Annotated in this window: 22 protein-coding genes and 1 riboswitch; of the genes, 12 read left to right on the top strand and 10 right to left on the bottom strand. The window is 69.0% G+C overall.

Annotation, left to right across the window (positions count from 1 at the left end):
• Positions 1-543: 543 nt before the first annotated feature.
• Together ON19_RS28940 and ON19_RS28935 are read left to right on the top strand one after the other, a co-directional pair.
• On the top strand, positions 544-987 hold the full coding sequence (locus tag ON19_RS28940; protein ID WP_043699788.1) for a DUF3151 domain-containing protein: 444 nt from the start codon (positions 544-546) through the stop codon (positions 985-987).
• A gap of 51 nt (positions 988-1,038) precedes the next feature.
• Positions 1,039-2,196, top strand: coding sequence for an FUSC family protein (locus tag ON19_RS28935; RefSeq protein ID WP_174377741.1), 1,158 nt, complete (start codon positions 1,039-1,041; stop codon positions 2,194-2,196).
• Between the two features lie 313 nt (positions 2,197-2,509).
• On the opposite strand, the gene ON19_RS28930 is transcribed toward ON19_RS28935, so the two are convergent.
• Both ON19_RS28930 and ON19_RS28925 read right to left on the bottom strand, forming a co-directional pair.
• A complete protein-coding gene (locus tag ON19_RS28930) occupies positions 2,510-3,292 on the bottom strand; it encodes a site-2 protease family protein (RefSeq protein ID WP_086006737.1) in 783 nt (260 codons plus the stop codon).
• Positions 3,289-3,948 (bottom strand): hypothetical protein, encoded by a 660-nt coding sequence (locus ON19_RS28925; protein WP_227954504.1) that lies wholly within the window; start codon positions 3,946-3,948, stop codon positions 3,289-3,291. The genes ON19_RS28930 and ON19_RS28925 overlap by 4 nt, the downstream gene beginning before the upstream one ends.
• 280 nt (positions 3,949-4,228) lie before the next feature.
• On the opposite strand from ON19_RS28925, the gene ON19_RS28920 reads away from it, so the two are divergent.
• The 3 genes from ON19_RS28920 to ON19_RS28910 all read left to right on the top strand — a co-directional run bounded on the left by ON19_RS28920 (position 4,229) and on the right by ON19_RS28910 (position 8,522).
• Positions 4,229-5,518, top strand: coding sequence for an adenylosuccinate synthase (locus ON19_RS28920; protein WP_043699502.1), 1,290 nt, complete (start codon positions 4,229-4,231; stop codon positions 5,516-5,518).
• Between the two features lie 116 nt (positions 5,519-5,634).
• Positions 5,635-8,241 carry a helix-turn-helix transcriptional regulator gene (locus ON19_RS28915; protein ID WP_043699500.1) on the top strand — a complete coding sequence of 869 codons (2,607 nt, stop codon included), beginning with the start codon at positions 5,635-5,637 and terminating at the stop codon, positions 8,239-8,241.
• Positions 8,238-8,522 carry a hypothetical protein gene (locus ON19_RS28910; protein ID WP_043699498.1) on the top strand — a complete coding sequence of 95 codons (285 nt, stop codon included), beginning with the start codon at positions 8,238-8,240 and terminating at the stop codon, positions 8,520-8,522. The genes ON19_RS28915 and ON19_RS28910 overlap by 4 nt, the downstream gene beginning before the upstream one ends.
• 164 nt (positions 8,523-8,686) lie before the next feature.
• Here the strand turns inward: ON19_RS28910 and ON19_RS28905 are convergent, their stop codons facing one another.
• Both ON19_RS28905 and ON19_RS28900 read right to left on the bottom strand, forming a co-directional pair.
• Positions 8,687-9,310 (bottom strand): methylated-DNA--[protein]-cysteine S-methyltransferase, encoded by a 624-nt coding sequence (locus ON19_RS28905; RefSeq protein ID WP_083899688.1) that lies wholly within the window; start codon positions 9,308-9,310, stop codon positions 8,687-8,689.
• Positions 9,311-9,359: 49 nt separating this feature from the next.
• Entirely contained in the window at positions 9,360-9,806 is a 447-nt protein-coding gene (locus ON19_RS28900) for a hypothetical protein (protein WP_157229878.1), read from the bottom strand.
• A 30-nt stretch (positions 9,807-9,836) separates the two neighbouring features.
• Here ON19_RS28900 and yczR point away from each other — a divergent pair, with 30 nt between their 5' ends.
• On the top strand, positions 9,837-11,342 hold the full coding sequence (gene yczR, locus ON19_RS28895; RefSeq protein WP_043699494.1) for a MocR-like transcription factor YczR: 1,506 nt from the start codon (positions 9,837-9,839) through the stop codon (positions 11,340-11,342).
• 330 nt (positions 11,343-11,672) lie between these two features.
• Here yczR and ON19_RS28890 read toward each other — a convergent pair whose 3' ends face one another.
• The 3 genes from ON19_RS28890 to ON19_RS28875 form a co-directional block, all read right to left on the bottom strand.
• Entirely contained in the window at positions 11,673-12,770 is a 1,098-nt protein-coding gene (locus ON19_RS28890) for a CaiB/BaiF CoA transferase family protein (protein ID WP_043699491.1), read from the bottom strand.
• Positions 12,771-12,882: 112 nt separating this feature from the next.
• Entirely contained in the window at positions 12,883-14,391 is a 1,509-nt protein-coding gene (locus tag ON19_RS39250; RefSeq protein ID WP_169334231.1) for a peptidoglycan DD-metalloendopeptidase family protein, read from the bottom strand.
• Between the two features lie 128 nt (positions 14,392-14,519).
• On the bottom strand, positions 14,520-15,764 hold the full coding sequence (locus tag ON19_RS28875) for a GAF domain-containing protein (protein ID WP_157229876.1): 1,245 nt from the start codon (positions 15,762-15,764) through the stop codon (positions 14,520-14,522).
• Positions 15,765-15,977: 213 nt separating this feature from the next.
• On the opposite strand from ON19_RS28875, the gene ON19_RS28870 reads away from it, so the two are divergent.
• Positions 15,978-16,781, top strand: coding sequence for an alpha/beta fold hydrolase (locus tag ON19_RS28870; RefSeq protein ID WP_043699774.1), 804 nt, complete (start codon positions 15,978-15,980; stop codon positions 16,779-16,781).
• Positions 16,782-16,834: 53 nt separating this feature from the next.
• Positions 16,835-17,332 carry a DUF456 domain-containing protein gene (locus ON19_RS28865; RefSeq protein WP_227954503.1) on the top strand — a complete coding sequence of 166 codons (498 nt, stop codon included), beginning with the start codon at positions 16,835-16,837 and terminating at the stop codon, positions 17,330-17,332.
• A 3-nt stretch (positions 17,333-17,335) separates the two neighbouring features.
• Here the strand turns inward: ON19_RS28865 and ON19_RS28860 are convergent, their stop codons facing one another.
• Positions 17,336-18,214: an amidohydrolase family protein gene (locus ON19_RS28860; RefSeq protein ID WP_043699486.1), complete on the bottom strand. Its 879-nt coding sequence runs from the start codon at positions 18,212-18,214 to the stop codon at positions 17,336-17,338.
• 85 nt (positions 18,215-18,299) lie between these two features.
• Positions 18,300-19,763, bottom strand: coding sequence for an FAD-dependent oxidoreductase (locus ON19_RS28855; RefSeq protein WP_227954502.1), 1,464 nt, complete (start codon positions 19,761-19,763; stop codon positions 18,300-18,302).
• A 377-nt stretch (positions 19,764-20,140) separates the two neighbouring features.
• Here ON19_RS28855 and ON19_RS28850 point away from each other — a divergent pair, with 377 nt between their 5' ends.
• From ON19_RS28850 to ON19_RS28840, 3 genes are all read left to right on the top strand, one after another.
• The gene (locus ON19_RS28850; RefSeq protein ID WP_043699483.1) at positions 20,141-20,590 is read left to right on the top strand and encodes an Rv0361 family membrane protein; all 450 of its coding nucleotides are present in this window, start codon (positions 20,141-20,143) and stop codon (positions 20,588-20,590) included.
• A 63-nt stretch (positions 20,591-20,653) separates the two neighbouring features.
• A riboswitch (SAM riboswitch) is annotated at positions 20,654-20,770 on the top strand.
• Between the two features lie 14 nt (positions 20,771-20,784).
• Complete coding sequence (locus ON19_RS28845; protein WP_043699480.1) at positions 20,785-21,201, top strand: rhodanese-like domain-containing protein; 417 nt, start codon at positions 20,785-20,787, stop codon at positions 21,199-21,201.
• Positions 21,198-22,412: an O-succinylhomoserine sulfhydrylase gene (locus ON19_RS28840; RefSeq protein ID WP_043699477.1), complete on the top strand. Its 1,215-nt coding sequence runs from the start codon at positions 21,198-21,200 to the stop codon at positions 22,410-22,412. The genes ON19_RS28845 and ON19_RS28840 overlap by 4 nt, the downstream gene beginning before the upstream one ends.
• A 302-nt stretch (positions 22,413-22,714) precedes the next feature.
• Here the strand turns inward: ON19_RS28840 and ON19_RS28835 are convergent, their stop codons facing one another.
• On the bottom strand, positions 22,715-23,161 hold the full coding sequence (locus ON19_RS28835; RefSeq protein WP_043699474.1) for an RpiB/LacA/LacB family sugar-phosphate isomerase: 447 nt from the start codon (positions 23,159-23,161) through the stop codon (positions 22,715-22,717).
• 105 nt (positions 23,162-23,266) lie between these two features.
• Between ON19_RS28835 and ON19_RS28830 the strand changes: the two genes are divergently transcribed.
• Entirely contained in the window at positions 23,267-23,896 is a 630-nt protein-coding gene (locus tag ON19_RS28830; RefSeq protein ID WP_043699470.1) for a type 1 glutamine amidotransferase family protein, read from the top strand.
• The last annotated feature ends 54 nt before the right edge of the window (positions 23,897-23,950 follow it).

The raw sequence follows: 23,950 nt of genomic DNA, 5'->3' as shown, positions 1-23,950 counted from the left end.
AGTGGAGGCGGGGCTGCCGCGTATCGGAGGCCGTGGGGCGGAGTCTGTCCGCCGTCATGCGTCGGGCGAGTGGAGGCGAGATTGCCGCATATTGGACGCTGTGGGGCGGAGTCTGTCTGCGGCCTTGCGCCAGCGGCGAGTGGAGGCGGGGCTGCCGCGTATCGGAGGCTGTGGGGCGGAGTCTGTCTGTCGTTATGCGTCGGGCGAGTGGAGGCGAGGTTGCCGCATTTTGGACGTTGTGGGGCGGGCCTGTCTGCGGCCCTTGCGTCGCGCGAGTGGAGGCGGGGCTGCCGCGTATCGGAGGCTGTGGGGCGGAGTCTGTCTGCGGTCATGCGTCGGGGGCGAGGGGAGGCGGGGGCTGCCGCGTATCGGAGGCTGTGGGGCGGAGTCTGTCTGCGGTCATGCGCCAGGGGCGAGTGGAGGCGGGGCAGCCGCATACTGGACGCTGTCGGACGGAGTCCGTCTGAAGCCCCGCGCCGGGCTGAGCCGGAGGCGAGGCAGCCGCCTGTCGACCGGAGTGGCCTGCGGTGCAGAATGAACCGCATGACCTCGTTCGGTGACCTGCTCGGACCGCAACCGGTACTGCTACCCGAAATCTCCGATGCCGAGGACGCGCTCCTCGACAACGCCGATCCGGTGCGGGTCGCGGCCGATCACCCGGCCGCCTCGATCGCCTGGGCGCACCTCGCCGAGGCGGCGCTGGCCCGCGGCGAAGCCCACGACGAGGCGATCAATCACGACATCCTCGCCGCGTACGCCTTCGCCCGCACCGGCTATCACCGCGGCCTGGACCTCCTGCGCCGCAACGGCTGGAAGGGCTTCGGTCCGGTGCCGTGGAGTCACGAGCCGAATCGGGGCTTCCTGCGCAGCGTCGGCGCGCTGGCCCGCGCCGCCAAGGTGATCGGCGAGACCGACGAGTACGCGCGCTGCCTCGACCTGCTGGAAGACTGCGACCCCCGGGCGGCCGCGGAGCTCGGCCTCGACTGAGTCGTAGTGATCGGAGCACCGCGTAGCGATTCGACGACGGGTGGTGGCCGGATGACGGGCGGGCTCGACCCGGCGTCCCGTGTCGGCAGCGCCCGCGCGAGCAGCATGGCGAGGTTGCGCGCCTCGTGGGCGCGGCTGCGCCGGTCGGTCCTGCCGATCGTCCAGTGCGCGGTCGGCGCCGCGCTGGCCTGGTTCCTCGCCCATCACGTGATCGGCCACGCGCTGCCGTTCTTCGCGCCCACGGCCGCCGTGGTGTCCATCGGCATCTCCTTCGGCGCCCGGCTGCGCCGCTCGGTGGAACTCGTGGTCGGCGTCGCGGTCGGCATCGGCATCGGTGACCTGTTCATCTCCCGGGCCGGCACCGGCGTGTGGCAGATCGCGCTGGTGGTCGCGGTCGCCATGGCCGCTGCCGTGTTCCTGGACGGCGGCTCGATCATCACCATGCAGGCGGCGGGTTCCGCCGTGCTGGTCGCGACGTTGCTGCCGCCTTCGGCGGGCGGCGGCCTGTCTCGCATGATCGACGCCTTGGTGGGCGGTCTGGTCGGCGTGGTGGTGGTCGCCGCGATACCTCTGCACCCCGTGCGCAGGGCGCGGACGCTGGCCGCGGACATCCTCGGCGTGATGGGCAAGTCGATCACCGACTGCGCCGACGGACTGCTCGAACAGGATCCGGAGAAGCTGCACCGCGCGCTCACCGCGATGCGCGCCACTCAGCCGCAGATCGACTCGTTGCGCGCCACCCTCGAGGGCGGCCGCGAGATCAGCCGGATCTCACCGCTGTACTGGAACTCCCGTCCACGCCTCGATCGCATCGGGGCGACGGCGGATCCGCTGGACAACGCCATCCGCAACACCCGGGTCCTGTTGCGCCGCTCGCTGACTCTGGTGCGCGACGACGAAATCCTCGACCCCGGACTGATCGACGAGGTGGAGCGGCTCGGCCAGGCCGTCGACGTGGTGCGCCGGATGATGCTGACCGACCCGGGTGAGCAGCCCGACCGGGCCGAGGCCGCCCGCGTATTGCGCTCGGTCGCGAAGGGCGCGCGCCCGGAATTGGTAGCGGGCGCGGGGCTCTCGGCGCACGTCGTCTTCGCGCAGGTACGGTCGACGCTGGTAGACCTGATGCAGGTGTGCGGCGTGCAGCGTATCTCGGCGATTGCCCTGCTGCCGCCGACGGTCAAGAATCCGTACGTGCGGCCGGAGGTCTGAAGCCGGACTACTCAGCGGTATTCGGACATTCGCGCCGGGCACCGTGGTCCGCGCCGGGCGCGGCACGCCGAAAAGTTGATCTTCAAGTAGTGCGCTACTCGTGTCGCGCGCCTGTTCCCGCCGTAGTTTTGCGATGTGACCGCGAGTTCGAGGGGTATCGCGGTCGATCGCTTCGCACGTGGACGAAAGGGCCCTCCGGCCTAGGGGTGTGGTGGCCGGAGGGTGGGGCGGATCGAAAGCGGGCGAAGAAGCGGGGCCGTCCGGCCGACCTGACCGGGCGGCTTCGCGCCTCGCCGGGAACCGATCCCGGCGATCAGGTCCAGAATCGCGTCAGATAGCCGCCGTAGCGCGACCAATTCGACGGAACGCCGGACAGTTCGAACAGCGCGTACACCGCGTCGAAGAACACCTCGTTGATGGCGGGAGTGAACAGCAACGCGAACAGGATCAGCATGCCGAACGGTTTGAACTGGTCGAGTGAGCGTCTGGTCTGGTAGCTCAGCGAGGGCTCGACGATGCCGTAACCGTCCAGTCCCGGCAGTGGGATCAGGTTCAGCAGCGTCGCCGTGATCTGCAGGAACGCAAGGAAACTGACGCCGAACCAGAACGCGGGGTGATGGTCGGTACCGCCCCAGATCCGGACGACCACCAACAGCAGCACCGCGCACAGCGCGTTCACCGCGGGACCGGCGCCGCTGATGATCCGCTGCGTGCGCGGCGCGACATTGTGCGTGTGCACGTAGACCGCGCCGCCCGGCAAGCCGATGCCGCCGAGCGCGATGAACACCATCGGCAACACGATCGACAGCAGGGGATGGCTGTACTTCAACGGGTTGAGCGTCAGATAGCCGCGCAACTCGACCTCGCGATCGCCCGCGCGCCAGGCCGTGTACGCGTGCGCGAACTCGTGCAGGCACAGCGTCACCACCCACCCGGCCACCACGAAGACGAACACCCCGGCCTTGGCTCTGGTCGAGTCCAGCGGGGCGTCCCAGGCCAGCGCGCCGCCGACGGCGGTCACGGCGATCACGAGCAGGAACACCGGGCTCGGCCGGACCGCGCGTGATCTGCGGTCGATCGGGAACGGAGAGTTCATCGCACCAGCAGCCATGGTTCGTGGTGGCGGTAGAAGCTCGAGCGCGGCACCGGGCGATCGGCGCGGACGCCGTCCCTGGTCACGATCGCGCCGGGCGTACCGAGTTGCGCCGCTCGCCCTTCCACCCAGCGCCGTTTGCGGAAGCCTTTGCGTATGGTGGCCCGCACGCCGGGCGGTTCGAGGGACGGCGAGACGAGCATGGCCGTCACCTTTCCGGAGAACAGCAGCGTCTCGTCGACGTACGCTTCACCCTCCAGCTTCTCGCCGCCGACGCCGGTGATCACCGCTCGGCCCGCGAGTACCTTCCCGGTGTCGTCGCGAACCAGTGGCGTCTCGACGGCGCGGCCTTCGATGGCGCGCTTGGCGGCGGCGTTGCCGGTACCGGTCTGGTACGCACGCGAACCGTAGGTCTTCTCGACCGGCACGTAGCCGATCTCCACGTGCAGGCGCTCGGTGCGCATCAGGTGGGTGAGCACCGCGGCCAGCGCGGCGTCCTCGCCCAGCACGATCAGCCGCGGCAGGCTGTCGGCGGCCAGTACGGGAAGCAGTTCGTCGATCACGGTGGTGTCGGGGACGGCGGCCGTCTGGGTGGTCGGCAGTGCCGCGAGCGCGATGGGTACGGGGGCGCCGTCGCAGCGGAGAACATGGGTACTCAAGCTGCCGTACACCCTCCTCGGTTCGAGCCGACACCGTCGGGCCCCTCGCGATCGCGGGCGAACCCACTGCGGCTCTCCCGTCCACACCGCGCTGCCGCTCGGCGTGCCGTGCAACCATAGCCCTGCCCGGCCGCGACCACACGGTTGTCGAGCCTACGACGAGATCCGCTGCGATGCCGCCGCGGACAGGTCGGCTAGACTGTCCTTCCGGCCACCGCCTCAGTACGGCAGGTAGCTGCAACACATCAGTGTTGCCTGTCGAACCGTAGGAGACACGACCATGCCGGCAATCGTCCTCATCGGCGCCCAGTGGGGTGACGAGGGAAAGGGCAAAGCAACCGACCTGCTCGGCGGCCGGGTGCAGTGGGTGGTCCGTTACCAAGGCGGCAACAACGCCGGTCACACCGTGGTGTTGCCGAACGGTGACAACTTCGCGTTGCACCTGATTCCCTCCGGCATCCTCACCCCGGGCGTGACGAATGTCATCGGCAACGGCGTCGTCGTGGATCCCGGCGTGCTGCTCGACGAGCTCGCGGGTCTGGAAGAGCGCGGTGTCGACACCTCCGGTCTGCTGCTCTCGGCCGACGCGCACTTGATCATGCCGTACCACGTGGCCATCGATAAGGTCACCGAACGCTTCCTCGGTAACAAGAAGATCGGCACCACCGGCCGCGGTATCGGGCCGTGCTACCAGGACAAGGTCGCCCGCGTCGGCGTGCGCGTGGCGGACGTCCTGGACGAGAAGATCCTCACCCAGAAGGTCGAGGCGGCGCTGGAGTTCAAGAACCAGGTGCTGGTCAAGATCTACAACCGCCGAGCGCTGGATCCCCAGCAGGTGGTCGACGAGGTGCTCACCCAAGCCGACAGCTTCAAACACCGGATCGCCGACACCCGGCTGAAGCTGAATCTGGCGCTGGAGCGCGGCGAGACGGTACTGCTGGAGGGCTCGCAGGGCACGCTGCTGGACGTCGACCACGGCACCTATCCGTACGTCACCTCGTCGAACCCGACATCGGGCGGCGCGGCGGTCGGCGCGGGCATCGGGCCGAACCGGATCAACACGGTGCTCGGCATCCTGAAGTGCTACACCACCCGGGTCGGTTCCGGCCCGTTCCCGACCGAGTTGTTCGACGAGTTCGGCGCCTATCTGGCCAAGACCGGCGGCGAGGTCGGCGTCACCACCGGCCGCGCCCGCCGCTGCGGCTGGTTCGACGCGGTGATCGCGCGCTACGCCACCCGGGTCAACGGCATCACCGACTACTTCCTCACCAAACTGGACGTTCTATCCAGTCTGGACACGGTGCCGATCTGCGTCGCCTACGAGGTCGATGGCGAGCGGGTGGAGCAGATGCCGACCACGCAGACCGAATTCCATCACGCGAAGCCGATTTTCGAGCAGATGCCCGGTTGGTGGGAGGACATTTCCGGCGCGCGCACCTTCGAGGAGCTGCCCGCCAACGCCCAGGCGTACGTGTTGCGTTTGGAGGAGCTCTCCGGCGCCCGTATTTCGTGCATCGGCGTGGGTCCCGGCCGGGATCAGACCATCGTCCGGCACGACGTACTCGGCTAGAACCTGTTCGAATTCCGCGCGGTCCAGCGGAAATTCGGCACGATCACCACAAATTAGCCCCATCGATCGTGCTCGCTCGGCTTCGATCATGATCGGTGAAGAACTACAGTTAGAGCATGGCTCGGAACTGGCCGATGATCGAGCGCGAGAGCGAATTCGAGGCGATCCGCGCGGCACTGACCGGTCCGGAGCACGTCGGTGTGGTGCTGACCGGCGATGCCGGGGTGGGCAAAACCACCCTGGCCAGGCATGCCACCTCCGCGATCGGCGGCAACGTGCGCTGGGTCGCGGGCACCGAGTCGGCGCGCAGTATCCCGCTGGGGGTGTTCGCGCACATGGTCGGCGTCTATACGGCACACGATCCGGTCACGTTCATGTCGGCGGCGCGGGAGGCGTTGCTCGCCGACGGGGACACGGTGATCGGCGTGGACGACGCCCATCTGCTCGATCAGCTCTCCGCCACGCTGTTGCTACAGCTGGCGATCGACAAGGCCGCGCACATCGTGGTGACCGTCCGCAGTGGAGTCCCGGTGCCGGACGCCGTCACGTCACTGTGGAAAGACGGCCATTTGACGCGCATCGACCTGCGCCCGTTCACCCAGCGCCAGAGCGTGGAGCTGGTGGAGTCGATGCTCGGCGGGCAGCTCGAGGGGTTCACCGCCAATCTGATGTGGGAGTCCTCCGCCGGAAACGCGTTGTTCCTGAGGCATTTGGTCGAGGGAGCGCTGGAGGCGGGCACGCTGCGTCAGGTCAACGGGGTATGGCAGCTGCGCGGTCGAGCCGCGGTGACCTCGGAGCTGGCCGCGCTGCTGGAAGACCGGGTCGAGCAGCTGCCGGAGCCGGTGCTGCGGGTGCTGGAACTGCTGACCTTCTGTGAACCGATCGATCTCGACGTCCTCGCCGAATTGGCGGGCGAGGACGCGGTCGAGGCCGCGGAAACGCGCGGCGTGATCCGCGTCGTGCAGAATTCGCGCGAACTGATCGTGCGCTACAACCACCCGCTGTTCGGTGAGGTGATCCGGCGCCGACTCGGTATCGCCTCGGCGCGGCGGCTGCGCGGCAGGCTGTATTCGTCGTTGAAGGAACGCCGGATCAATTCCGCCGCCGACCGTATCCGGCTGGCCGAATTGGCCCTGGACAGCGACAAATCCGCGGATCTGGAATTGTTCGAGGCGGCCGCTGCCGACGCGATCGGATTGGCGAACCTGCCACTGGGCGAGCGCTTCGCGCGGGCTGCGGTGGAGCGGCGTGGCGGTGTGGAATCCGCCGACCTGCTGGCGCGTGCCCTGCTCTGGCAAGGGCACCGGATCGAGGCCGAGCGCACCCTGGCCAGCTTCGACCCCGACGAGCTCGACGAGGTGCAGCTGGCGCGCTGGGGCAGTACCCGGGTGGCGAATCTGCTGTGGGCCATGGGCGATGCCGACCGTGCCGACGAGGTGCTGAAGTTGGTGCGCGCAAAGGTGCGGCATCCGAAGATCGCGGCCATCTTCACCGGTCTGGCCTCCGCGAGTCTGGTGAACGAGAACCGCGTCGACGACGCGATCGCCGAGGCGGAAACGGTGATGTCCGCCGATGGCGCCCCGCCGTGGGCGGTGTGGTGGGCGGCGTTCGGCGGCGGGCTGGCGCTGGCGCTGACGGGCAAGGGTGAGGCGGCCAGGCAGTACGCGGCCCGTGGGCACGAGGTGGAGGAGCACATCGACGGGCTCAACCGCTTCATGTCCACGCACGCCGAGGTGCTCGCGCTGACCTTCACCGGCGATCTGGAGGCCGCACGACGCCGTGCGGGGGCCTTCGTCGGCTACTCCTCGCCGGGCCAATATCTGGCCTGGGGCATGTCGAAGATCTTGCAGGGCACCGTCGACGCGGCGCAGGGCCGGTTCCTGGACGCCATCGAGAATCTGGAACAGGCGCTGGCCGCACTTGCCGCGGAGGGCGCCGCGGCGTGGATGTTCCCGGCGAGGATTCGCCTGGCGGAAGCGTATTCGGCGCTCGGTCGCCCCGGCGAGGCCGCCGAGTCGATCGCGCACGCCACCGCGCGGGGTGGTAGGCACAGCGCTGTGTACGAGCCGCAGCTGGAAGTCGCCCGCGCCTGGCTGGCCGCCGCCGAGGGAACCGTGACCCCGGCCATCCGGATCGCGGTCAACGCGGCCGACGCGGCAGCGCGTTCGCATCAGCACGCGATCGAGGCTTTGGCGCTGCACACCGCGGCCCGTTTCGGCGACCATTCCGTGTCCGGACGCCTCGCCGAGCTGGCCACTCGGGTGGACGGGCGGTTGGTCCAGGTGCAAGCGCGGCACGCGGTGGCGCTGGCCGCTCATGACGGACCGGGGCTCGACGCGGCCGCCGCCGAATTCGAGCGCATCGGCGTGTTGCTGTCGGCCGCCGACGCCGCGGCGCAGGCCGCCTCGGCACATGAGCGAGCAGGTGATCGGCGCAGGCTGCTGGAGTCCGCCGCCGCGGCCAACCGGCTCGCCGCCGCGTGCGGCGGCGCGAGCACTCCGGCGCTGCGGCAGGCCGCGCAGCCCTTGCCCTTGACCGCCCGGGAACGCGAGATCGCGAACCTCGTCGCCGCGGGCCTGTCCAACCGGCAGATCGCCGACCGGCTCACCGTTTCGGTGCGCACCGTCGAGGGCCATCTCTATCGGGCCTGCATCAAAATGGACGTCACCGATCGCGAGTCCCTCGGAGCGCTGATGCGCGGCGAGACCGGGAGCGGAGGATGACCCTGCGATCGACCGCGGTGGTGAGTGCGATGGCAGCCGGGCTGGTCCTGGCCGCCGGATGCTCGGACGGGCAGCCGCAACCGGTCACCAGTTCGGCGCTTCCCTCGGCGACGGTGGCGCCGAAAACCGAGACGCCTCAAGAGCGCAACGCCCGGATCAGGCAGAAGCTGATCGAACTCGGCTGCTCCACCAACGCCTGCATCCAGACGTACTTCGGCTGCGCGGACGGATACATCACCGGAGACGCCTGCGAGTTCTTCCGCGCACACCCGATCGACTGAGCTGTGCGCTGGGCTGCTCGACGCCGGTGTGGAAGGTTGCGGCCATCCGGGCGAGCAGACCGATATTCCGATGTGGGTCGAACTCGGTGATCACCGCGCCGGGTGGCACGCCGCGGTGAGGCGCATCGGACCTCGACCGCGCTACGATCCGCGTGCCCGGCCGCTCAGAACAAAGTGGGCTCGCCGAATCCTGGCGTGCGTTCGATGGTCAGCAGGCGTTGCTTCGTATCGATTCCGCCGGGGGCGGAGAAGCCGTGTAGCGCGTGGTCGGCGGCGAGCACGCGGTGGCAGGGGATGATCAGCGGAATCGGATTGCGGCCCAAGGCCTGCCCGACCGCCTGGGCTCCGCCCGGTGCGCCGACGCGGTCGGCGACCTGGCCGTAGCTGAGGGTGTGGCCGGGATCGATCGCACGGGTGACGGTGTAGACGGCGCGGTGGAACTCCGGAATTCCGCTGGTGTCCACGGGAATCCAGCGCAGATCGTCGAGTTCGCCCGCGAGGTGGGCGCGGATACCCGCGACGGCCTCGGCGATGGCACCGACGGGCGTTTGCTCGGGTACTCCTTCCCCAGCGCGAGGGCGGGTGATGCGCGCGCGGGTGGCCGCCGGGCCCGCCTCCGGGAGTTGGAATCGGATCACCCCCGCACCGCTCCATGCGATGGCGCAGCAACCGATCGCGGTGTCGAACAGCGCCGCCGCGGCACGGCCGGAGGCCACGGGCTCCGTGGTGGAACCGGTGGCCTCGGTGGGGCGATCGGTCGCGGAGGTGAGGCGAGTGGCGTCACTCATGTGCCAAGTCTGCACCGCCGGACCGACAAGTTCGCAATGGGCAGTCCAGTTATTCGGAACTGGCCTTTGATGTGCCTTCGGCACGTCGAACGCCCGCGGGCTCGGCGTGGCGGGCGACCGGGGCGGACGTGCTGGGGCGCGTGCTGCCGCCACACTGGCCTGGTGCCGGCGGGGCGGCCTTCCGTGACGACGGGCCGAGCACGGATGCTTGCGGCCGAGGGGCGATCGCCGTGGACTTTTCCGCGCTGGGTAAGTCCGGGTCCGGCGCGTCGCTGTGGCCGTAGATCGCGGCGAGGTCGGAGTATCGCCGCTGGTGGTCGTAGTAGGAGAGGGTTTGGTCGGACATCGGCGTGCCCGGATGGAAGCGTTCGAGACGGAACGCGTGTTCGTCGCGGCTCGGTGCGTAGCGATAGATCAGGTAGCCGAACAGGACGAGCAGGAGCAGTGTGGCGAGGGCGGTCATATCCGCCAGCGTGCGCGCCACTGGCCTTGCCAAGAAATATCCAATCGGCCGATACTGGACCGCATGGCGACGAGAGTGATCGGCGCGGGCAGTCTGGCTCGCGATCTGGGCCGCTGGCGGCACGCGGACGACGGTGAGCCGGACGCGGCCGGGCGGCGGTCCGCCCGCCCGGCGTACCTGGCGCTCGCCGAAGGCATCCGGCTGCTGATCCACGACGGTCGCGCGCCGCTGGGTGTCGCGTTGCCCAGCGAACGCGATCTCGCCGCCACCCTCGGGGTCAGCCGCACCACCATCACCTCCACCTACGCGCTGCTGCGGGAGCACGGCTACCTGATCAGCCGTCAGGGATCGCGCAGCACGGTGGCCCTGCCCCGGGACGTGCAGCACGACGGCGTCAAACCGGCCAGGAGCATCCTCGCGATGATGGGCTCGCCCGAGCTGCCCACCATCGACATGACCTATGCCGCCATGGCCGCCCCGCTGGAGATGCAGGACGCGTATTCGGCTGCTCTGGAGGGGATCCCGGCATACCTCGGCACCCACGGCATGGACCCGGTCGGCGTGCTCGCGCTACGCGAGGCGATCGCCCGCCGCTATACCGCGCGCGGCCTGCCGACCGAGCCCGACCAGATCCTGGTCACCCTCGGCGCCCAGCACGGTCTGCGGCTGTTGCTGAACGTGCTCACGGCGCCCGCCGCCCGCGTGCTCATCGACCATCCGACCTATCCGAACGCCATCGAGGCGATCCGTGATGTCGGCGCCCGGCCGGTGCCGGTGCCGCTGCGCCCGGAGGACCCGGCGGGCGGCTGGGATCTCGACGGCATCCGCAGCGCCGCCCGGCAGACCGCGGCGAGCCTGGCCTATCTGGTGCCGGACTACAACAACCCGACCGGCCTGCTGCTCGACGCGGACGGCCGCGCCGAACTGGCCGCGATCGCGAGAGATACCAGGATGACCGTCGTGATCGATGAGTCCATGGCGGATCTCGGGCTGAGCGAGGACATCGCACCGCCGCCGGTCGCGGCCTTCGCCAAGGGCGCCGAGATCGTCACCATCGGCTCGGCTTCGAAGTCGTTCTGGGGCGGTCTGCGCGTCGGCTGGATCCGGACCAATCAGGCGCTGATCACCAAGCTGCTCGGCATCCGCTCCACGGTCGACCTCGGCACCCCCGTGATGGACCAGTTGGCCACCGTGCACCTGCTCGAGCACGCGGACGTCATTCTCGACCGCAGGCGCGGCCAATTGCGTTCGCAGCGTGCCGCTCTGCTCGACACGCTCGCCGAGGAACTGCCGGACTGGCGCGTCACCGTCGGCGCGGGTGGCATGTCGGTGTGGGCGCAGCTGCCGACCTCGGTCTCCACGGCGTTGGCCGCCACGGCGCCCAACCACGGTGTATTGCTCGCGGCCGGGCCCCGATTCGGTGTGCAGGGCGCGTTCGAACGGTTCCTGCGGCTGCCGTTCACCCATCGGGAACCGGAATTGCGACTGGCGGTCAAGGCCATTGCCTCCGCCTATGTGGCGCTCACGCCGCGCGCCGCGGACCCGTTGACGCCGTTGACCTGCTACTGAGGGGTTCTCGCCGCCGCGTGGGGAGCCTCCGCCGGCGGCACTTCCCCTCCGAGCGCCGCCGGGCACGATCGGCCGGCCACCCCTCGGGGCCGACCTTCGTCGTGCTCGGGCGGCGTGCGGAAAGCTCGCACGGCGCCTCGGCCTCCAGCTCGAGCTGCGGTCAAGAAGCGGACCGGATCGGGTTCGGATGAGATCCGCTGTTCTCGAAGGCCGCCAGCTCGCGGACAGTATGGCAGGTGCGGTGCCGAACTGTCGAACCGGTTGGTTTGTTGCAATTTTCAATCAGCGAGGGGTGCCGCGGCGAGTGCGCCGCGGCACCCCGCTCCGCGCTCAGTCGGCCCAGACCGACTCGATCGGAGTGGCGGTGGTCGGCGGCGGGGTCGGAATCCCGTTCGGGGTGCGGGAGAATCGCGGGGCGGGGGCGTGCTGGGTGATGTCGTCCAGCTCGATCAGGGAGCCGCGGGCGGCGATGTGCTCGTTGCGCGTCGCCTCCTCGAAGGTGAGCACGGGCGAGACGCACGCATCGGTGCCGACGAAGATTTCGGCCCACTCGTCCCGGGTCTTGGTCCGGAAACGTTCGGTGAACAGCTTTTTCAGCGTGTCCTGCCCGGCGGGGTCGAGCTGGAAGGGCAGGCCGTCCGCGTCGATCTCCAGGCCGGCGAGCAGCTGTGCGTAGAACTGCGGTTCGATGGCACCGACCGCCATGTACTTTCCGTCGGCGGTTTCGTAGGTGTCGTAGAACGACATTCCGGTGTCGAGCAGGTTCACCCCGCGCTCGTCGGACCAGGCGCCTACGCCGCGCATGCCCCAGATCATGTGCGAAAGGGCAAGGGCGCCATCGACCATGGCCGCGTCGATCACCTGGCCCTTGCCGGACTGCTGCCGTTCGACCAGCGCCGCGAGGACGCCGAACACCAGGAACATCGAGCCGCCGCCGAAATCGCCCACCATGTTCAGCGGCGGAACCGGGCGTTCACCCTTGCGGCCGATGGCGTGCAGCACACCGGTGATGGAGATGTAGTTGATGTCGTGCCCGGCGCGGTCGGCCAGCGGGCCCTGCTGGCCCCATCCGGTCATTCGTCCGTAGACCAGGCGCGGGTTGCGGGCGAGCGCGTCGTCCGGGCCGAGGCCCATCCGCTCGGTGACGCCGGGGCGGAAGCCCTCGATCAGCACGTCCGCCTTCTCGATCAGGCCGAGCACCTTCTCGATGTCGGCCGGGTCCTTGAGGTTGGCCTCGACGATGGTCCTGCCACGCAGCTGCGGCCGGTCGAACCCGCCGGGCAGCTGGCCCGCCCGCTGCACCCGCACCACGTCGGCGCCCAGATCGGCGAGCAGCAGCGCGGCGTGTGGACCAGGGCCGATACCGGCCAACTCGATGACCTTGATGCCCGCGAGCGGGCCTCGCTCGGTGGTGGATGGAATGCTCACGCCCTACCTCGGTTCGTCGTTGATCCAGCGCACCGCCGGCCGGTGCGTCCTCCCGGACGCGACCGGGAGGGTGTATTGACAGTATGACAATAACGCTGCGGCCGGAGCCGGGTCATACTCGAACACCCTGCGACGCGAGATAGGCGACGGGCTCGACGGCGCGGCCGTTGCGCCGCACCTCGTAGTGCAAGTGCGGGCCGGTGGAGTTGCCGGTGGACCCGACGGCGCCGATCACGGTGCCCGCGGCGACTCGCTGGCCGGTCTGGACCCGGATGCTGCCCGGCGTCTGGTGGGCATAGATGGTCTCGGTGCCGTCGGCGGACCGGATCCGGACCTGATAGCCGTACCCGTCGCCGAAGTTGCCCGCTTTGACCACGGTGCCGCCGGTGGCGGCGTAGATGGGCGTGCCGGAGGGGGCGGCGAGGTCGAGCCCGCCGTGGTGCTTGCCGCCCCGGGGACCGTAGTGCGAGCTGATCCGGTATTTCCCCGGGTCGAGGGGCGAGCGGGGGCGGCCGTCGCCCGGCAACGCGCTCGCGAGCCTGGTGTGTTTTCCGGCTATGCCGTTGAGGTATTGCGCGGTGAGGCGGTCCACCATCGCGGCGGTTTCGGTCGCCTTGGCCTGTCCTCCCCGGACTATGGTCTGGGCTTTCCGCAGAGCCTCGGAGAGTATCTGGTGTACCTTCCGCTGACCTTCCTTGGTGTAGGCGCTGGGCCCGAGTTCGGCGAGTTGCACGTTGACGTCACGGATCAGCCGGACTACGGCTTTCCGGTCGGCCCGGCTGTCCCCGGCCAGGCCGGAAATGTATCGCGCGAGGTCGTTGTCCAGGTTGTTGAACGCCTTCGCCGCGTTCTTCTGGAACAGCGCTCGCGCCTTGATCGCTGTCGCTCCCGCGCCCGAGCCGACCGATCCACTTGGGCGTGCGCCCAGACTTGCGGTGCCCGCAGCGTCGCCGTCGGTGCCGTACAGCGCCTCCAGCTTTTTCAACGCCTCCAGTGCTTGTCGCGCCTCCGGCGTCAGTGCGGCCGCATCGGCGGTGGTGGTGGCATTCGACCCGCCCGTGCCTGCGCCGGATCCACCGCCCGAGCCCGCGCCGGATCCGCCGCCCGCGAGGCCGGAGAGCGCCTGCGCCAGCATCGGCAGCGCCATCATGGCCATCGACCCGGCCGTCATGGCGGCCGGGGCGAGGGCCGCGATCATCTCCGGGTCGATCCCGGGCGGTGGTGCGGCGGGCTCGCCGCTCGCTGGTGGCGCGGCGGCGTTCGACGGCGGTGCGGCGCCCTCGGGCGGTGCCACCAGGCCACCGGGCTGCGGCGCCACAGCCCCGCCGGGGACCGCGGTGCCGGTAGCCGTTGGTGGTTGTGCGCCATTGGGGGCGGGAGCGGTCGTAGCGGGTGCGGAAACGGGTTGCGCGCGTGAGTTCGACGTGGGCGCCGCGGTGGTTGTGCCGGGCGCGTGCCGCGCCAGATCGGTGAGAACACGGGCTGCCTGGGCGGCGATACCGGGGTCTTTCCGCTCGGGCGCAGGGGTCGCGGACCCCGGGATGCCGGTCGAGTTGTCGGCGGGTCCGCCCTCGCTCGCTGACTCTTCCTCCACGAGGTGAGCCACTTCCTCGCTGGTCACCATCACCTCCGCATGCCCACAAGCCCATCCGGCACGGCTATCGCCCAGCGCTGTGGCCGAGATCAATTGTGCTGTCCTGTGTTACCGCGCGGTCCTCATCACTGGGAATCGCTGGGCGCCCGGGGGCATCAACGATCAGCGGATACCAGCCTGCTGTGCACTCGATTGCGTATTCTTCGAATGCCGGGAGCCTGGGAATCGGGCAGCAAAGGACCTGGATATCGGCTCCCGAGTTCGCTGGCGGATCCCTGCCCTGGACCGGCCTCCACCTGCCGGAAGTCGGCGCGGATGCGTGGGTCGAGCCGGTACGGGTCCGACACCAGGCGATATCCGACGATTCGCCGGAGCCTGGCCAGTTCCGCTCGTACCGTTACCGTCTTTCCGCCGGTCCCGTACAGCTCTTCGGCCAAGAGCGCCGCGGTCAGCCCGTCGGGGTTGTCGAGCAGAAGAACCACCAGCTCGCTGTGCCGAGGACTCAGTTCGTGGACGACGCCGTCCATCCACAGCAGGGCGCGGGCGCGGCCCAGTGTGCTCACGCGGGGCGCCCGTTCGCCCGAAACGCTGTCCGGCAGAGCGGAGACGGAGAACGGTCCGCCCGGCGCGAGCCTTTCGATCACTACGCGCCGACCGTCGGGCAGTTCGGTTTCGCCCTCGACCAGTGGTGCGGGCCAGACCTCGGGCAGCCAACCCGGAGGCCACGCGTGCAACAGCCGGCCCTCGTGCGACAGCAGGGCACCGTGGTCGCCGGCCCGGCTGAGGACACGATCGAGGTAGCGGGTGCGTACCTCGGCGTCATGCCGCCCGGTGAGTTCACGAAGGTGCGCCTCTGCCAGCCGCGCCGCCGTCGTGACCAGAGGCAGCGCCAGCGAATTCGTGTGGCGAAGTCTGCAGGTGACGTCGACTACGCCGATCACAGCACCACCCACCGGGTCCCTGATGGGTGCCGCTGTGCAGGTGAAGTCCGCGGCGACCGACAGGTAGTGCTCGGTGCCGCGGACTTGGAACGCGCGCCCCAGAGCCAGAGCGGTGCCCACGCCGTTGGTGCCCGCTTCGGTCTCGTGCCAGCGCGCTCCGGGGACGAGATTGGCTCGCCCGGCTGCTCGTCTGGTCGTGGAATCGCCTTGTACCCAGAGCAAATGGCCGTCCGCGTCGGCGCCGAACAGGACGTGGCCCGGTTCGAACGCGGCGCCCTCGAGGCTCGCGAACAGGACCGGCCAGACCGAGGCCATCCGGTGATTTCTGCGCCAGGTGCGCACCTCGTCGTCGGTCAGGCCGACCTCGGGGAGATGCCGGTCCGGATGCAGGCCGCGACCTCGGGCGCGATCCCACGAGGCGCGCACGTCCGCACGCATCAAGTGCGTCTGCCTTGTCACCAAAAGCGGGTGCCTCGTCGTATTTCGATCGGCCACAGTGTCCTACCGCCCGGAGACGTCCTGGCGTCGAGACCAGAGTAAGTACCGCGCCATCGCCCTGACAACGGGTTGCGCCGCGCTGCAACGTTCATGCAACCCCCGTTCGGCGCCTTCTCCGCGCGACGAATGCGCGCCATCGTGTGCTCAACCACTTCTCGTGAACTGGAGTTGTCGATGCCATACTTCGAACTGCCCGATGGTGTGCCGATGTACTACGAGGATCACGGGACCGGGCGTCCTGTCGTGCTCATTCACGGATGGACCATGAACAGCACCTTCTGGGCGCAGAATGTGCCCGCCCTGGCAGCGGGAAACCGGGTGATCAATCTCGATCTTCGCGGGCACGGCGCCTCCGGGAAGACCGACGACGGTCATACCCTCGCGCAGTACGCACGGGACATCCGCAGTCTGCTCGATCACCTCTCGCTCGATGACGTATGCCTGGTCGGCTGGTCGATGGGCACAGCGGTGATACTCGCCTACATCCAGCAGTTCGATTGTGAGCGGCTGCATTCGGTGGTCTTCGTGGACCAGTCGCCACGATTTCTCGACGCGCCGGGCTGGGACTTTCCGCTCCAGGGCGGCTACTCCCAGAGTGATCTCGCGGTTTTCGTGCAGGCGGTGAAGTACGCGCGGCCGTCGGTGATCAAGCCGTTCATCGCGGCATGCTTCGCCGATACCCCGCCACCGGAGGTGATCGACGCGGTGTACGCGGAGACGGCGAAAACACCGACCGCGGCGGCCTGCGCCATCTGGTATGACATGGCCTTCGCGGACTTCCGGCAGGTCCTGCCCGAGGTCACGGTGCCCGCACTGCTGATCTACGGGGCGCAGAGCAAGATCTTCCCGGGTCCGCTCGACGAATGGCTCGCGGCGCAATTGCCGAACGCGAAGGCGGTGCGCTTCGACCGCAGCGGACATGCGCCGTTCTCGGAGGAACCGGAGCGCTTCAACGAAGCTCTCGCCGAGTTCCTGTGAGATGGCGCGGTCTCGGACCAGCCCCGGGGCGCTCGCCGCTATAGGCTGCACGTGTGGACGCGCTGTCTGATCAGGGGTGGTACACCCTTCTCGCCGGCCTTGTGATTCTGGTCGGCCTCGTCGGGGTGGTCGTGCCGATCCTGCCGGGGGTCATCCTGATCTTCGGGGCCATCGCCGTCTGGGTCTTCCTGACCGGGGGCGCCACGGCCTGGACGGTTTTCGCGATCAGCACGTTGCTGCTGGTGCTCTCCGGCGTCGTCAAATACACCTGGCCCGGGCGCAGGATGAAGGACGCGGGGGTGTCCAACCGTGCGGTCTTCCTCGGTGCGGTACTCGGCGTGGTCGGCTTCTTCGTGATCCCGGTGGTCGGCCTGTTCGTGGGGTTCGTTCTCGGCGTGTACCTTTCGGAACTCCAGCGGCTGCGCGTCAACCGGCAGGCCTGGCAGGCGACGGTGCACGCGTTGAAGGGCGTCGGCCTGTCCATCATGATCGAGCTCTTCGGCGCGCTGCTGGCCGTCGCTGTCTGGGTGGCCGGCGTCTTCGCCGTCTGAGCGCTACCGATCGATGGCGGGGAACGGAATCGTATCTCCCGCAAGGCTTTCGTCGGGCAGTTCGTCGCGGCGCAGCCGCAGGGTCGGCGGTTCCGGGCGGTACAGCGGCAGTGTGGGGGCGTGGTCGGTGCTGACGGTGCGCTCGCGGGCCGGGAGACGGTAGAACGCGCGCGCGTTGTCCTCCAGCACCGCGTACATGTCGGTGCCCACGACGTCACAGAGCAGATCGACGTCCGAGTCCTCGAACGGGCGCCCGGCGCGAGTGCCGGGCAGATCGGTGCCGAACATCAGGGCTTCGGGGTTCACGGCGTGAATGCGGCGCAGGGTGTCGGCCACGTTCATGGCGACCCGGCCGAAACCCGTCGCTTTGACCTTGGCGCCGCGATCGACGAGATCGAGCAGGAAAGGCACGCCCTCCGCGGACATGCCCAGATGGTCGACCGACAGCGCGGGCAGCTTGGAGATGACGGGTTGCAGCGAGGCCAGCATCGTGCCGTCGATGTAGACCTCGACGTGCCAGCCCGCCAATTCGTAGGCGCGCAGCGCCTGCAACGTCATCCCGGTGATGTCGGTGGCCGCGCGCTTGAGGTTGAAGCGCAGCGCGCGCACGCCGATGCGGTCCAGTTCGAGGATTTCCTCGTCGGTGGCGTCGAGGTCGAGCCGGGTGACGCCGACCCAGCCCGGACCGAGTTCGGCGAGGGCGGCCTTCAAGTACGTCTGGTCCGTGCCCTGGAACGACCCGCTGACCACCGCGCCGCCGCCGATGTCGAATCGCGCCATGCGCTTGCGGTAATCGGCAATGGTGAACGGATCGGGCAGGTAGCCCTCGTTCTCGGCCAACGGAAACCGCGGGTCGAAGATGTGCAGGTGGGCATCGAACACTTGTACAGAATGCCTCAGTGTCGGATTTTCCGCTGCCACAGCGGGGGGTGTCGCGGTGGCAGCGGAGTCGTTCGCAGCGGGGTGATCAGACCTTGTGCGGTTCGCTGGCGCGCAGCATGTCCTCGCGCTCCACGACCTTGACCCGCTCGCGGCCCTCGGGCTCGCCGAGGGAGCGCTCGTGCGCGTCCAGGCGGTACCAGCCGGCCCAGGTGGTGAACGGAATGCCCTTGCTCTCCAGGAACTCGGTAACGGCCTCGGGTTCGGGCCGCTCGGCCGGTGCGAAGCCGGGAGCGTCGTCCAGCAGGCAGGCGATGGTTTCGTTGGCGTCGCCCTTGGTGTGACCGATCAGGCCGACGGGGCCGCGCTTGATCCAGCCGGTGACGTAGGTGGCGGGCATGTACCGCGCGGCGCCGTCGGCGTTCTCGTCGGCGATCACGCGACCCGCTTCGTTCGGCACGGTGCCCGCCTGGTCGTCGAACGGCAGGTGGGTCAGGTTCTGCGACAGGTAGCCGACGGCGCGGTAGATCGCCTGCACGTCCCAGTCCTTGAACACGCCGGTGCCCTTGACGTTGCCGGTGCCGTCGAGCTGGGTGCGCTCGGTGCGCAGGCCGACCACCTTGCCGTTCTCGCCGAGCACCTCGGCGGGCGATTCGAAGAAGTGCAGGAACAGCTTGTGCGGGCGGTCGCCCGCGTCGCGGATGGCCCACTGCTCGAGGGTGTTGGCGACCATGTCGACCTGCTTGGAGTGGCGGCGCGCGGCTTCGGAGCCTTCGTCGTAGTCGATGTCCTCGGGGTCGACGATGACTTCGATGGTGGGCGAGTGGTCGAGTTCGCGCAGTTCCAGCGGAGTGAACTTGGCTTGCGCCGGGCCGCGGCGGCCGAAGACGTGGACTTCCACGGCCTTGTTGGCCTTCAGGCCCTTGTAGACGTTCGGCGGGATCTCCGTGGGCAGCAGCTCGTCGCCGGTCTTGGCCAGCACGCGCGCGACGTCCAGCGCGACGTTGCCGACGCCGAGGACCGCGACCTTCTCCGCGTCCAACGGCCAGGTGCGGGGCACGTCGGGGTGGCCGTCGTACCAGGAGACGAAGTCGGCCGCGCCGAAGGAGCCGTCCAGATCGATCCCGGGGATCGGCAGGGCGCGGTCGGCGTTGGCGCCGGTGGAGAAGATCACCGCGTCGTAGAAGGCGCGCAGGTCGTCGAGGGTGATGTCGGTGCCGTAGTCGATGTTGCCCAGCAGGCGCACCTGCGGCTTGTCCAGCACCTTGTGCAGGGCGGTGATGATGCCCTTGATCCGCGGATGGTCGGGCGCGACGCCGTAGCGGATCAACCCGAACGGCGCGGGCATGCGCTCGAACAGGTCGATGCTCACCTCGGCATCGGACTTCATCAACGCGTCGGCGGCGTAGATCCCGGCCGGTCCGGCGCCCACGATCGCGATGCGGAGCGGGCGGGTCTTCGCGGTGTGCGCGTCAGGCCCGGAGGAGGAAGCCTGCGTCCCCACGGAGGGCTCGCGGACACCGCCGTCCTCTACTGCACTCTGTTCGGTCATCTTTTACGCGCACCTTTATGGTCGAAACAATTAATGACGTCTGGGCTTAGCTTAGGCTAAGTTGACGCACCGGCTCGTCGCACCCGTCCGGTGCGGACGCCGGCGTTGCCGGCTCGTGGCTGCACGGTGCTCCGTTCGCCGCGGCGTGGAGCTGCCGATTCGCTATGACAGCAGGCCGCCGTCCCGCGATTCTATCGGGATGGTCGATCCCACCCCGCGGCGGTGCGTGAACTCGGCAGATGCCATCGCAAGCCACATCCATCGCTTACCCGGTTCCGCGCCGCCTATCGCGGCCGCCCGGACTCTGTCGTGATCGCCGCGATCCCGAGCCGGGGGCCGAGCGCTCGATACCCGCGCCGACCAGGGATCATCGAGTCATGACCGAACAGCAGCCGACCCCGGGCGAGGACGAGATCATCCGGGTCGATCAGACCGACAAGCGCTCCGCGGCCCCGTTCATCGCGGCCGCGGCGGTCGCGGCGATCGTGCTGATCGCGATCGTGCTCGGCGGTGTGCTGTCGCCCGCTGAGAAAAATGTCACAGAAGCCGACCGCATCGTGGCGGCCGTCCGCAATTTCGTCGACGGCTCCAACCGCAGTGACGCGGTGCCGCCGCCGGGCACCGCGTGCCAGGGTTTCGACGCGAGCCGCTCGCCGCTGGCGGGCCAGGACGGCGCCGGAAAGCCGGTCGAGATCACGAAAATCGACAGTCCCATGGTGGACGGCGACCGGGGCAAGGCGACGGTGACCACGAAGGTGGACGGGCGGGAGGCGACGTCGACCTGGAATCTCACCAGGTCCGGCGGCAAGTGGCTGGTCTGCACCTGAGCATTCGCGCAGTGTGCGCCAGGGTTTGACAGGGTGACCCGGGTCGGTGCAATCTCAGTCGAAGGTCATGAGAACCAGTGTCAAGCCCCGGCATTACTGGTCGGCAACCCTCCTCCGCGGTGGGGTGCTCCGGGTGACGACCTGGCGGCGCCCCGGTCCCGGGCGCGGCAAGTGCGGATTCGCAGGAGGTGCACATGAGTTATGCCGGTGACATCACTCCGCAGCAGGCATGGGAACTGTTGCGGGACAATCCCGAAGCCGTCCTGGTGGACGTGCGGACGGAAGCGGAATGGAGGTTCGTCGGCGTCCCCGACACGAGCTCGATCGAACGGCCGACCGTGCTGATCGAGTGGGTCGACTCGACGGGTGCGCGCAATGAGGCGTTCGTCGAGCAGTTGAAGCAGGCGCTCGACCGTCACGACCCCGATGCTCCCGTCGTCTTCCTCTGTCGCTCCGGCCAGCGTTCGGTGGGCGCGGCGATCACCGCCACGTCGGCGGGTTACCGCTCCTCCTACAACGTGCTCGAGGGCTTCGAAGGCCCGCTCGACGAATTCGGGCATCGCGGCGGCGCGGGCTGGCGTGCCCTCGGATTGCCCTGGCGGCAGTCGTGATCACCGGCGGCGCGTTCGACAAGCCGCTGCCCGACGGCGTCGGCCCCGCGACGCTCGGCGTGCGCGGCGGGCTGCGGCGCTCCGGTTTCGAGGAGACCGCCGAGGCGCTGTATCTGACCTCCGGCTTCGTCTACGAGAGCGCCGAGGCCGCCGAGGCCGCGTTCACCGGCGAGGTCGAGCACTTCGTCTACTCCCGCTACGGCAACCCGACCGTGGCCATGTTCGAGGAGCGGATGCGCCTGCTCGACGGCGCCGAAGCGTGCTTCGCGACCGCGAGTGGCATGTCCGCGGTGTTCACGGCGCTGGGCGCGCTGCTGAGCGCGGGCGACCGGCTCGTCGCCGCGCGCAGCCTGTTCGGCTCGTGCTTCGTGGTGTGCAACGAGATCCTGCCGCGCTGGGGCGTGGAGACCGTCTTCGTCGACGGCGAGGATCTCGACCAGTGGGAACAGGCGCTGTCGGTGCCCACCCAGGCGGTGTTCTTCGAGACGCCCGCCAATCCGATGCAGACGTTGGTCGACGTGCGCCGGGTAACCGAGCTGGCGCACGCGGCGGGTGCGAAGGTCGTGCTGGACAACGTGTTCGCCACTCCGCTGCTGCAACGTGGCTTCGAGCTCGGCGCCGACGTGGTGGTCTACTCGGGCACCAAGCACATCGATGGGCAGGGCCGCGTGCTGGGCGGCGCGATTCTGGGCTCGCGGGACTACATCGACGGGCCGGTGAAAACGCTGATGCGCCATACCGGTCCGGCGCTGAGCCCGTTCAACGCGTGGACACTGCTCAAGGGTCTGGAGACGATGCCGCTGCGGGTGCGCCATTCGGCCGAGTCCGCCCTGCGCATCGCCCGCTTCCTGGAGAGCAACCCGGCCGTCAGCTGGGTGCGATACCCGTTCCTGGAATCGCATCCGCAGCACGCGCTGGCCACCGGTCAGATGAGCGGAGGCGGCACCGTGGTCACTTTCGAGCTGAACGCCCCCGAAAACGAGGCGAAGAAGCGCGCTTTCGAAGTACTGAACGGGTTGCGCATCGTCGACATCTCCAACAACCTCGGCGACGCCAAGTCCCTGATCACACACCCGGCTACCACGACCCACCGCGCCATGGGCCCCGAAGGCAGGGCCACCATCGGCCTGACCGACGGCGTCGTGCGCATCTCGGTGGGCCTCGAAGACGTCGAAGACCTCCTGGACGACCTCGACCACGCCCTTTCCTGATCCGCCTCGGCGGCGCAGATCAACCGCCGCCGGGGCGGCGTGGCCGGTCCCTGCTCGAGCGGCCCACTTGTGGTCTGGCGCGCGGCTTCTCCGCTCGGTATGCGGCTGTGACCAGGTCATGAAGTGGAGCACCAGTACCCGCTGGGAGGGGTACCGCGGTGCTCGAATCAGCCGGACAGGACCTCTGCGACGCGCGCTGTCCGGGCGGTGTCGGCTGGTTTCATTGCGTGGCCGCGCACGTCTTTCCTACGCGAGGGCGTGTCGCGCTTGTCGTGGCGCCCGTGGGCGGGACGCGAATGGTGTCAGGGGTGCCGCTCGATTTCGGCGAGATGGGCGATGTTGGCCTGGTCGTCGGGGCTTGCGCTCGGTTCGGTGGTGAACCAGGCGTCGAGGATTTCGCGGAGTTCGGCGCTGGAGGTCGAACGTAGGCTCAGGGCAAGGACGTTGGCGTCGTTCCAGGTGCGGGCGCCCGCCGCGGTCGAGGCGTCCGCGCAGAGCGCGGCGCGCACGCCGGGGACCTTGTTGGCCGCGATCGAGGCACCGGTGCCGGTCCAGCAGCAGACGATCGCCTGGTCGGTGTGGCCTCGAGCCACGTCACGGGCCGCCGCTTCGCTGGCCCATGCCCAGTCGTCACGCTCCTCGGCGGACAGCGCGCCGTGCAGCACGATCTCGTGACCGCGCTTGCCCAGCTCGCCGACCAGTTCCTCGGCCACCCCGACCCGCTCGTCCGCCGCCACCGAGATTCGCATGACCCCAGCGTAGTTGCCGCTTCGCCGTGTCGTCCCGCTTCGTACCCGACCCGACACAGCGGCTGGGTGTTGACAGTATCCTGTCAAATATGACAGCATACTGTCATGCTTACGAAGACAGTGCACATGGCCGTTTACGACACCCTCGCCGACTGGGAGGTGGGCGCGGCCACCGCGCACATCAACAAGCCGAGCTGGCATCGGGAGCCGGGAACGTGGCAGGTGAAGACGGTGGGCCTGAGTGCGGAGCCGATCACCACGATGGGTGGGATGCGCATCGTGCCGGACGTCGTGCTCGCCGATCTCACACCCGCCGACAGCGCGATGCTGATCCTGCCGGGGGCGGAGACCTGGGAGGGAACGGAATTGGATCCGTTCACGCACAAGGCGCGCGAGTTCGTGGCCGCCGGTGTCCCGGTCGCCGCGATCTGTGGCGCGACGTTCGGCTTGGCCAAGGCGGGCCTGCTCGATACCCGCAAGCACACCAGCAATGTCGCGGAATTCCTGCTCTACAGCGGGTACTCAGGCGCCGACCACTATGTCGAGGCGCCTGCCGTCACCGACGGCGACGTGATCACCGCCAGTGCGAGCGCCCCGTTCGAATTCGCGCGCGAGGTGCTCGGCCGGCTCGGCGTGTACGAGCCGCATGTGCTGGACGGCTGGTACCGGTTGTTCGCACACGCCGACCCGGCCGGATGGGCGGTGCTCGCGGAATACGACGCGCAGCATGCGTGAGCGAGAATCGTCGGTGATCCGGTCGGCCGGGTCACCGACGCGAGCCTCGGGAGG

The sequence above is a fragment of the Nocardia abscessus NBRC 100374 genome (genome assembly GCF_000308455.1).
Classification (GTDB): domain Bacteria; phylum Actinomycetota; class Actinomycetes; order Mycobacteriales; family Mycobacteriaceae; genus Nocardia; species Nocardia abscessus.
This window is presented reverse-complemented; position numbering and strand designations above follow the sequence as displayed.

Bases quoted from the DNA above. Each gene is read 5' to 3' on its own strand.
- yczR (WP_043699494.1), top strand. From the start codon at position 9,837: ATGGCGACGAGAGTGATCGGCGCGGGCAGTCTGGCTCGCGATCTGGGC.
- ON19_RS28845 (WP_043699480.1), top strand. From the start codon at position 20,785: ATGAGTTATGCCGGTGACATCACTCCGCAGCAGGCATGGGAACTGTTG.
- ON19_RS28850 (WP_043699483.1), top strand. From the start codon at position 20,141: ATGACCGAACAGCAGCCGACCCCGGGCGAGGACGAGATCATCCGGGTC.
- ON19_RS28940 (WP_043699788.1), top strand. From the start codon at position 544: ATGACCTCGTTCGGTGACCTGCTCGGACCGCAACCGGTACTGCTACCC.
- ON19_RS28830 (WP_043699470.1), top strand. From the start codon at position 23,267: ATGCTTACGAAGACAGTGCACATGGCCGTTTACGACACCCTCGCCGAC.
- ON19_RS28855 (WP_227954502.1), bottom strand. From the start codon at position 19,763: ATGACCGAACAGAGTGCAGTAGAGGACGGCGGTGTCCGCGAGCCCTCC.
- ON19_RS28930 (WP_086006737.1), bottom strand. From the start codon at position 3,292: ATGAACTCTCCGTTCCCGATCGACCGCAGATCACGCGCGGTCCGGCCG.
- ON19_RS28920 (WP_043699502.1), top strand. From the start codon at position 4,229: ATGCCGGCAATCGTCCTCATCGGCGCCCAGTGGGGTGACGAGGGAAAG.
- ON19_RS28915 (WP_043699500.1), top strand. From the start codon at position 5,635: ATGGCTCGGAACTGGCCGATGATCGAGCGCGAGAGCGAATTCGAGGCG.
- ON19_RS28905 (WP_083899688.1), bottom strand. From the start codon at position 9,310: ATGAGTGACGCCACTCGCCTCACCTCCGCGACCGATCGCCCCACCGAG.
- ON19_RS28835 (WP_043699474.1), bottom strand. From the start codon at position 23,161: ATGCGAATCTCGGTGGCGGCGGACGAGCGGGTCGGGGTGGCCGAGGAA.
- ON19_RS28935 (WP_174377741.1), top strand. From the start codon at position 1,039: ATGACGGGCGGGCTCGACCCGGCGTCCCGTGTCGGCAGCGCCCGCGCG.
- ON19_RS28870 (WP_043699774.1), top strand. From the start codon at position 15,978: ATGCCATACTTCGAACTGCCCGATGGTGTGCCGATGTACTACGAGGAT.
- ON19_RS28910 (WP_043699498.1), top strand. From the start codon at position 8,238: ATGACCCTGCGATCGACCGCGGTGGTGAGTGCGATGGCAGCCGGGCTG.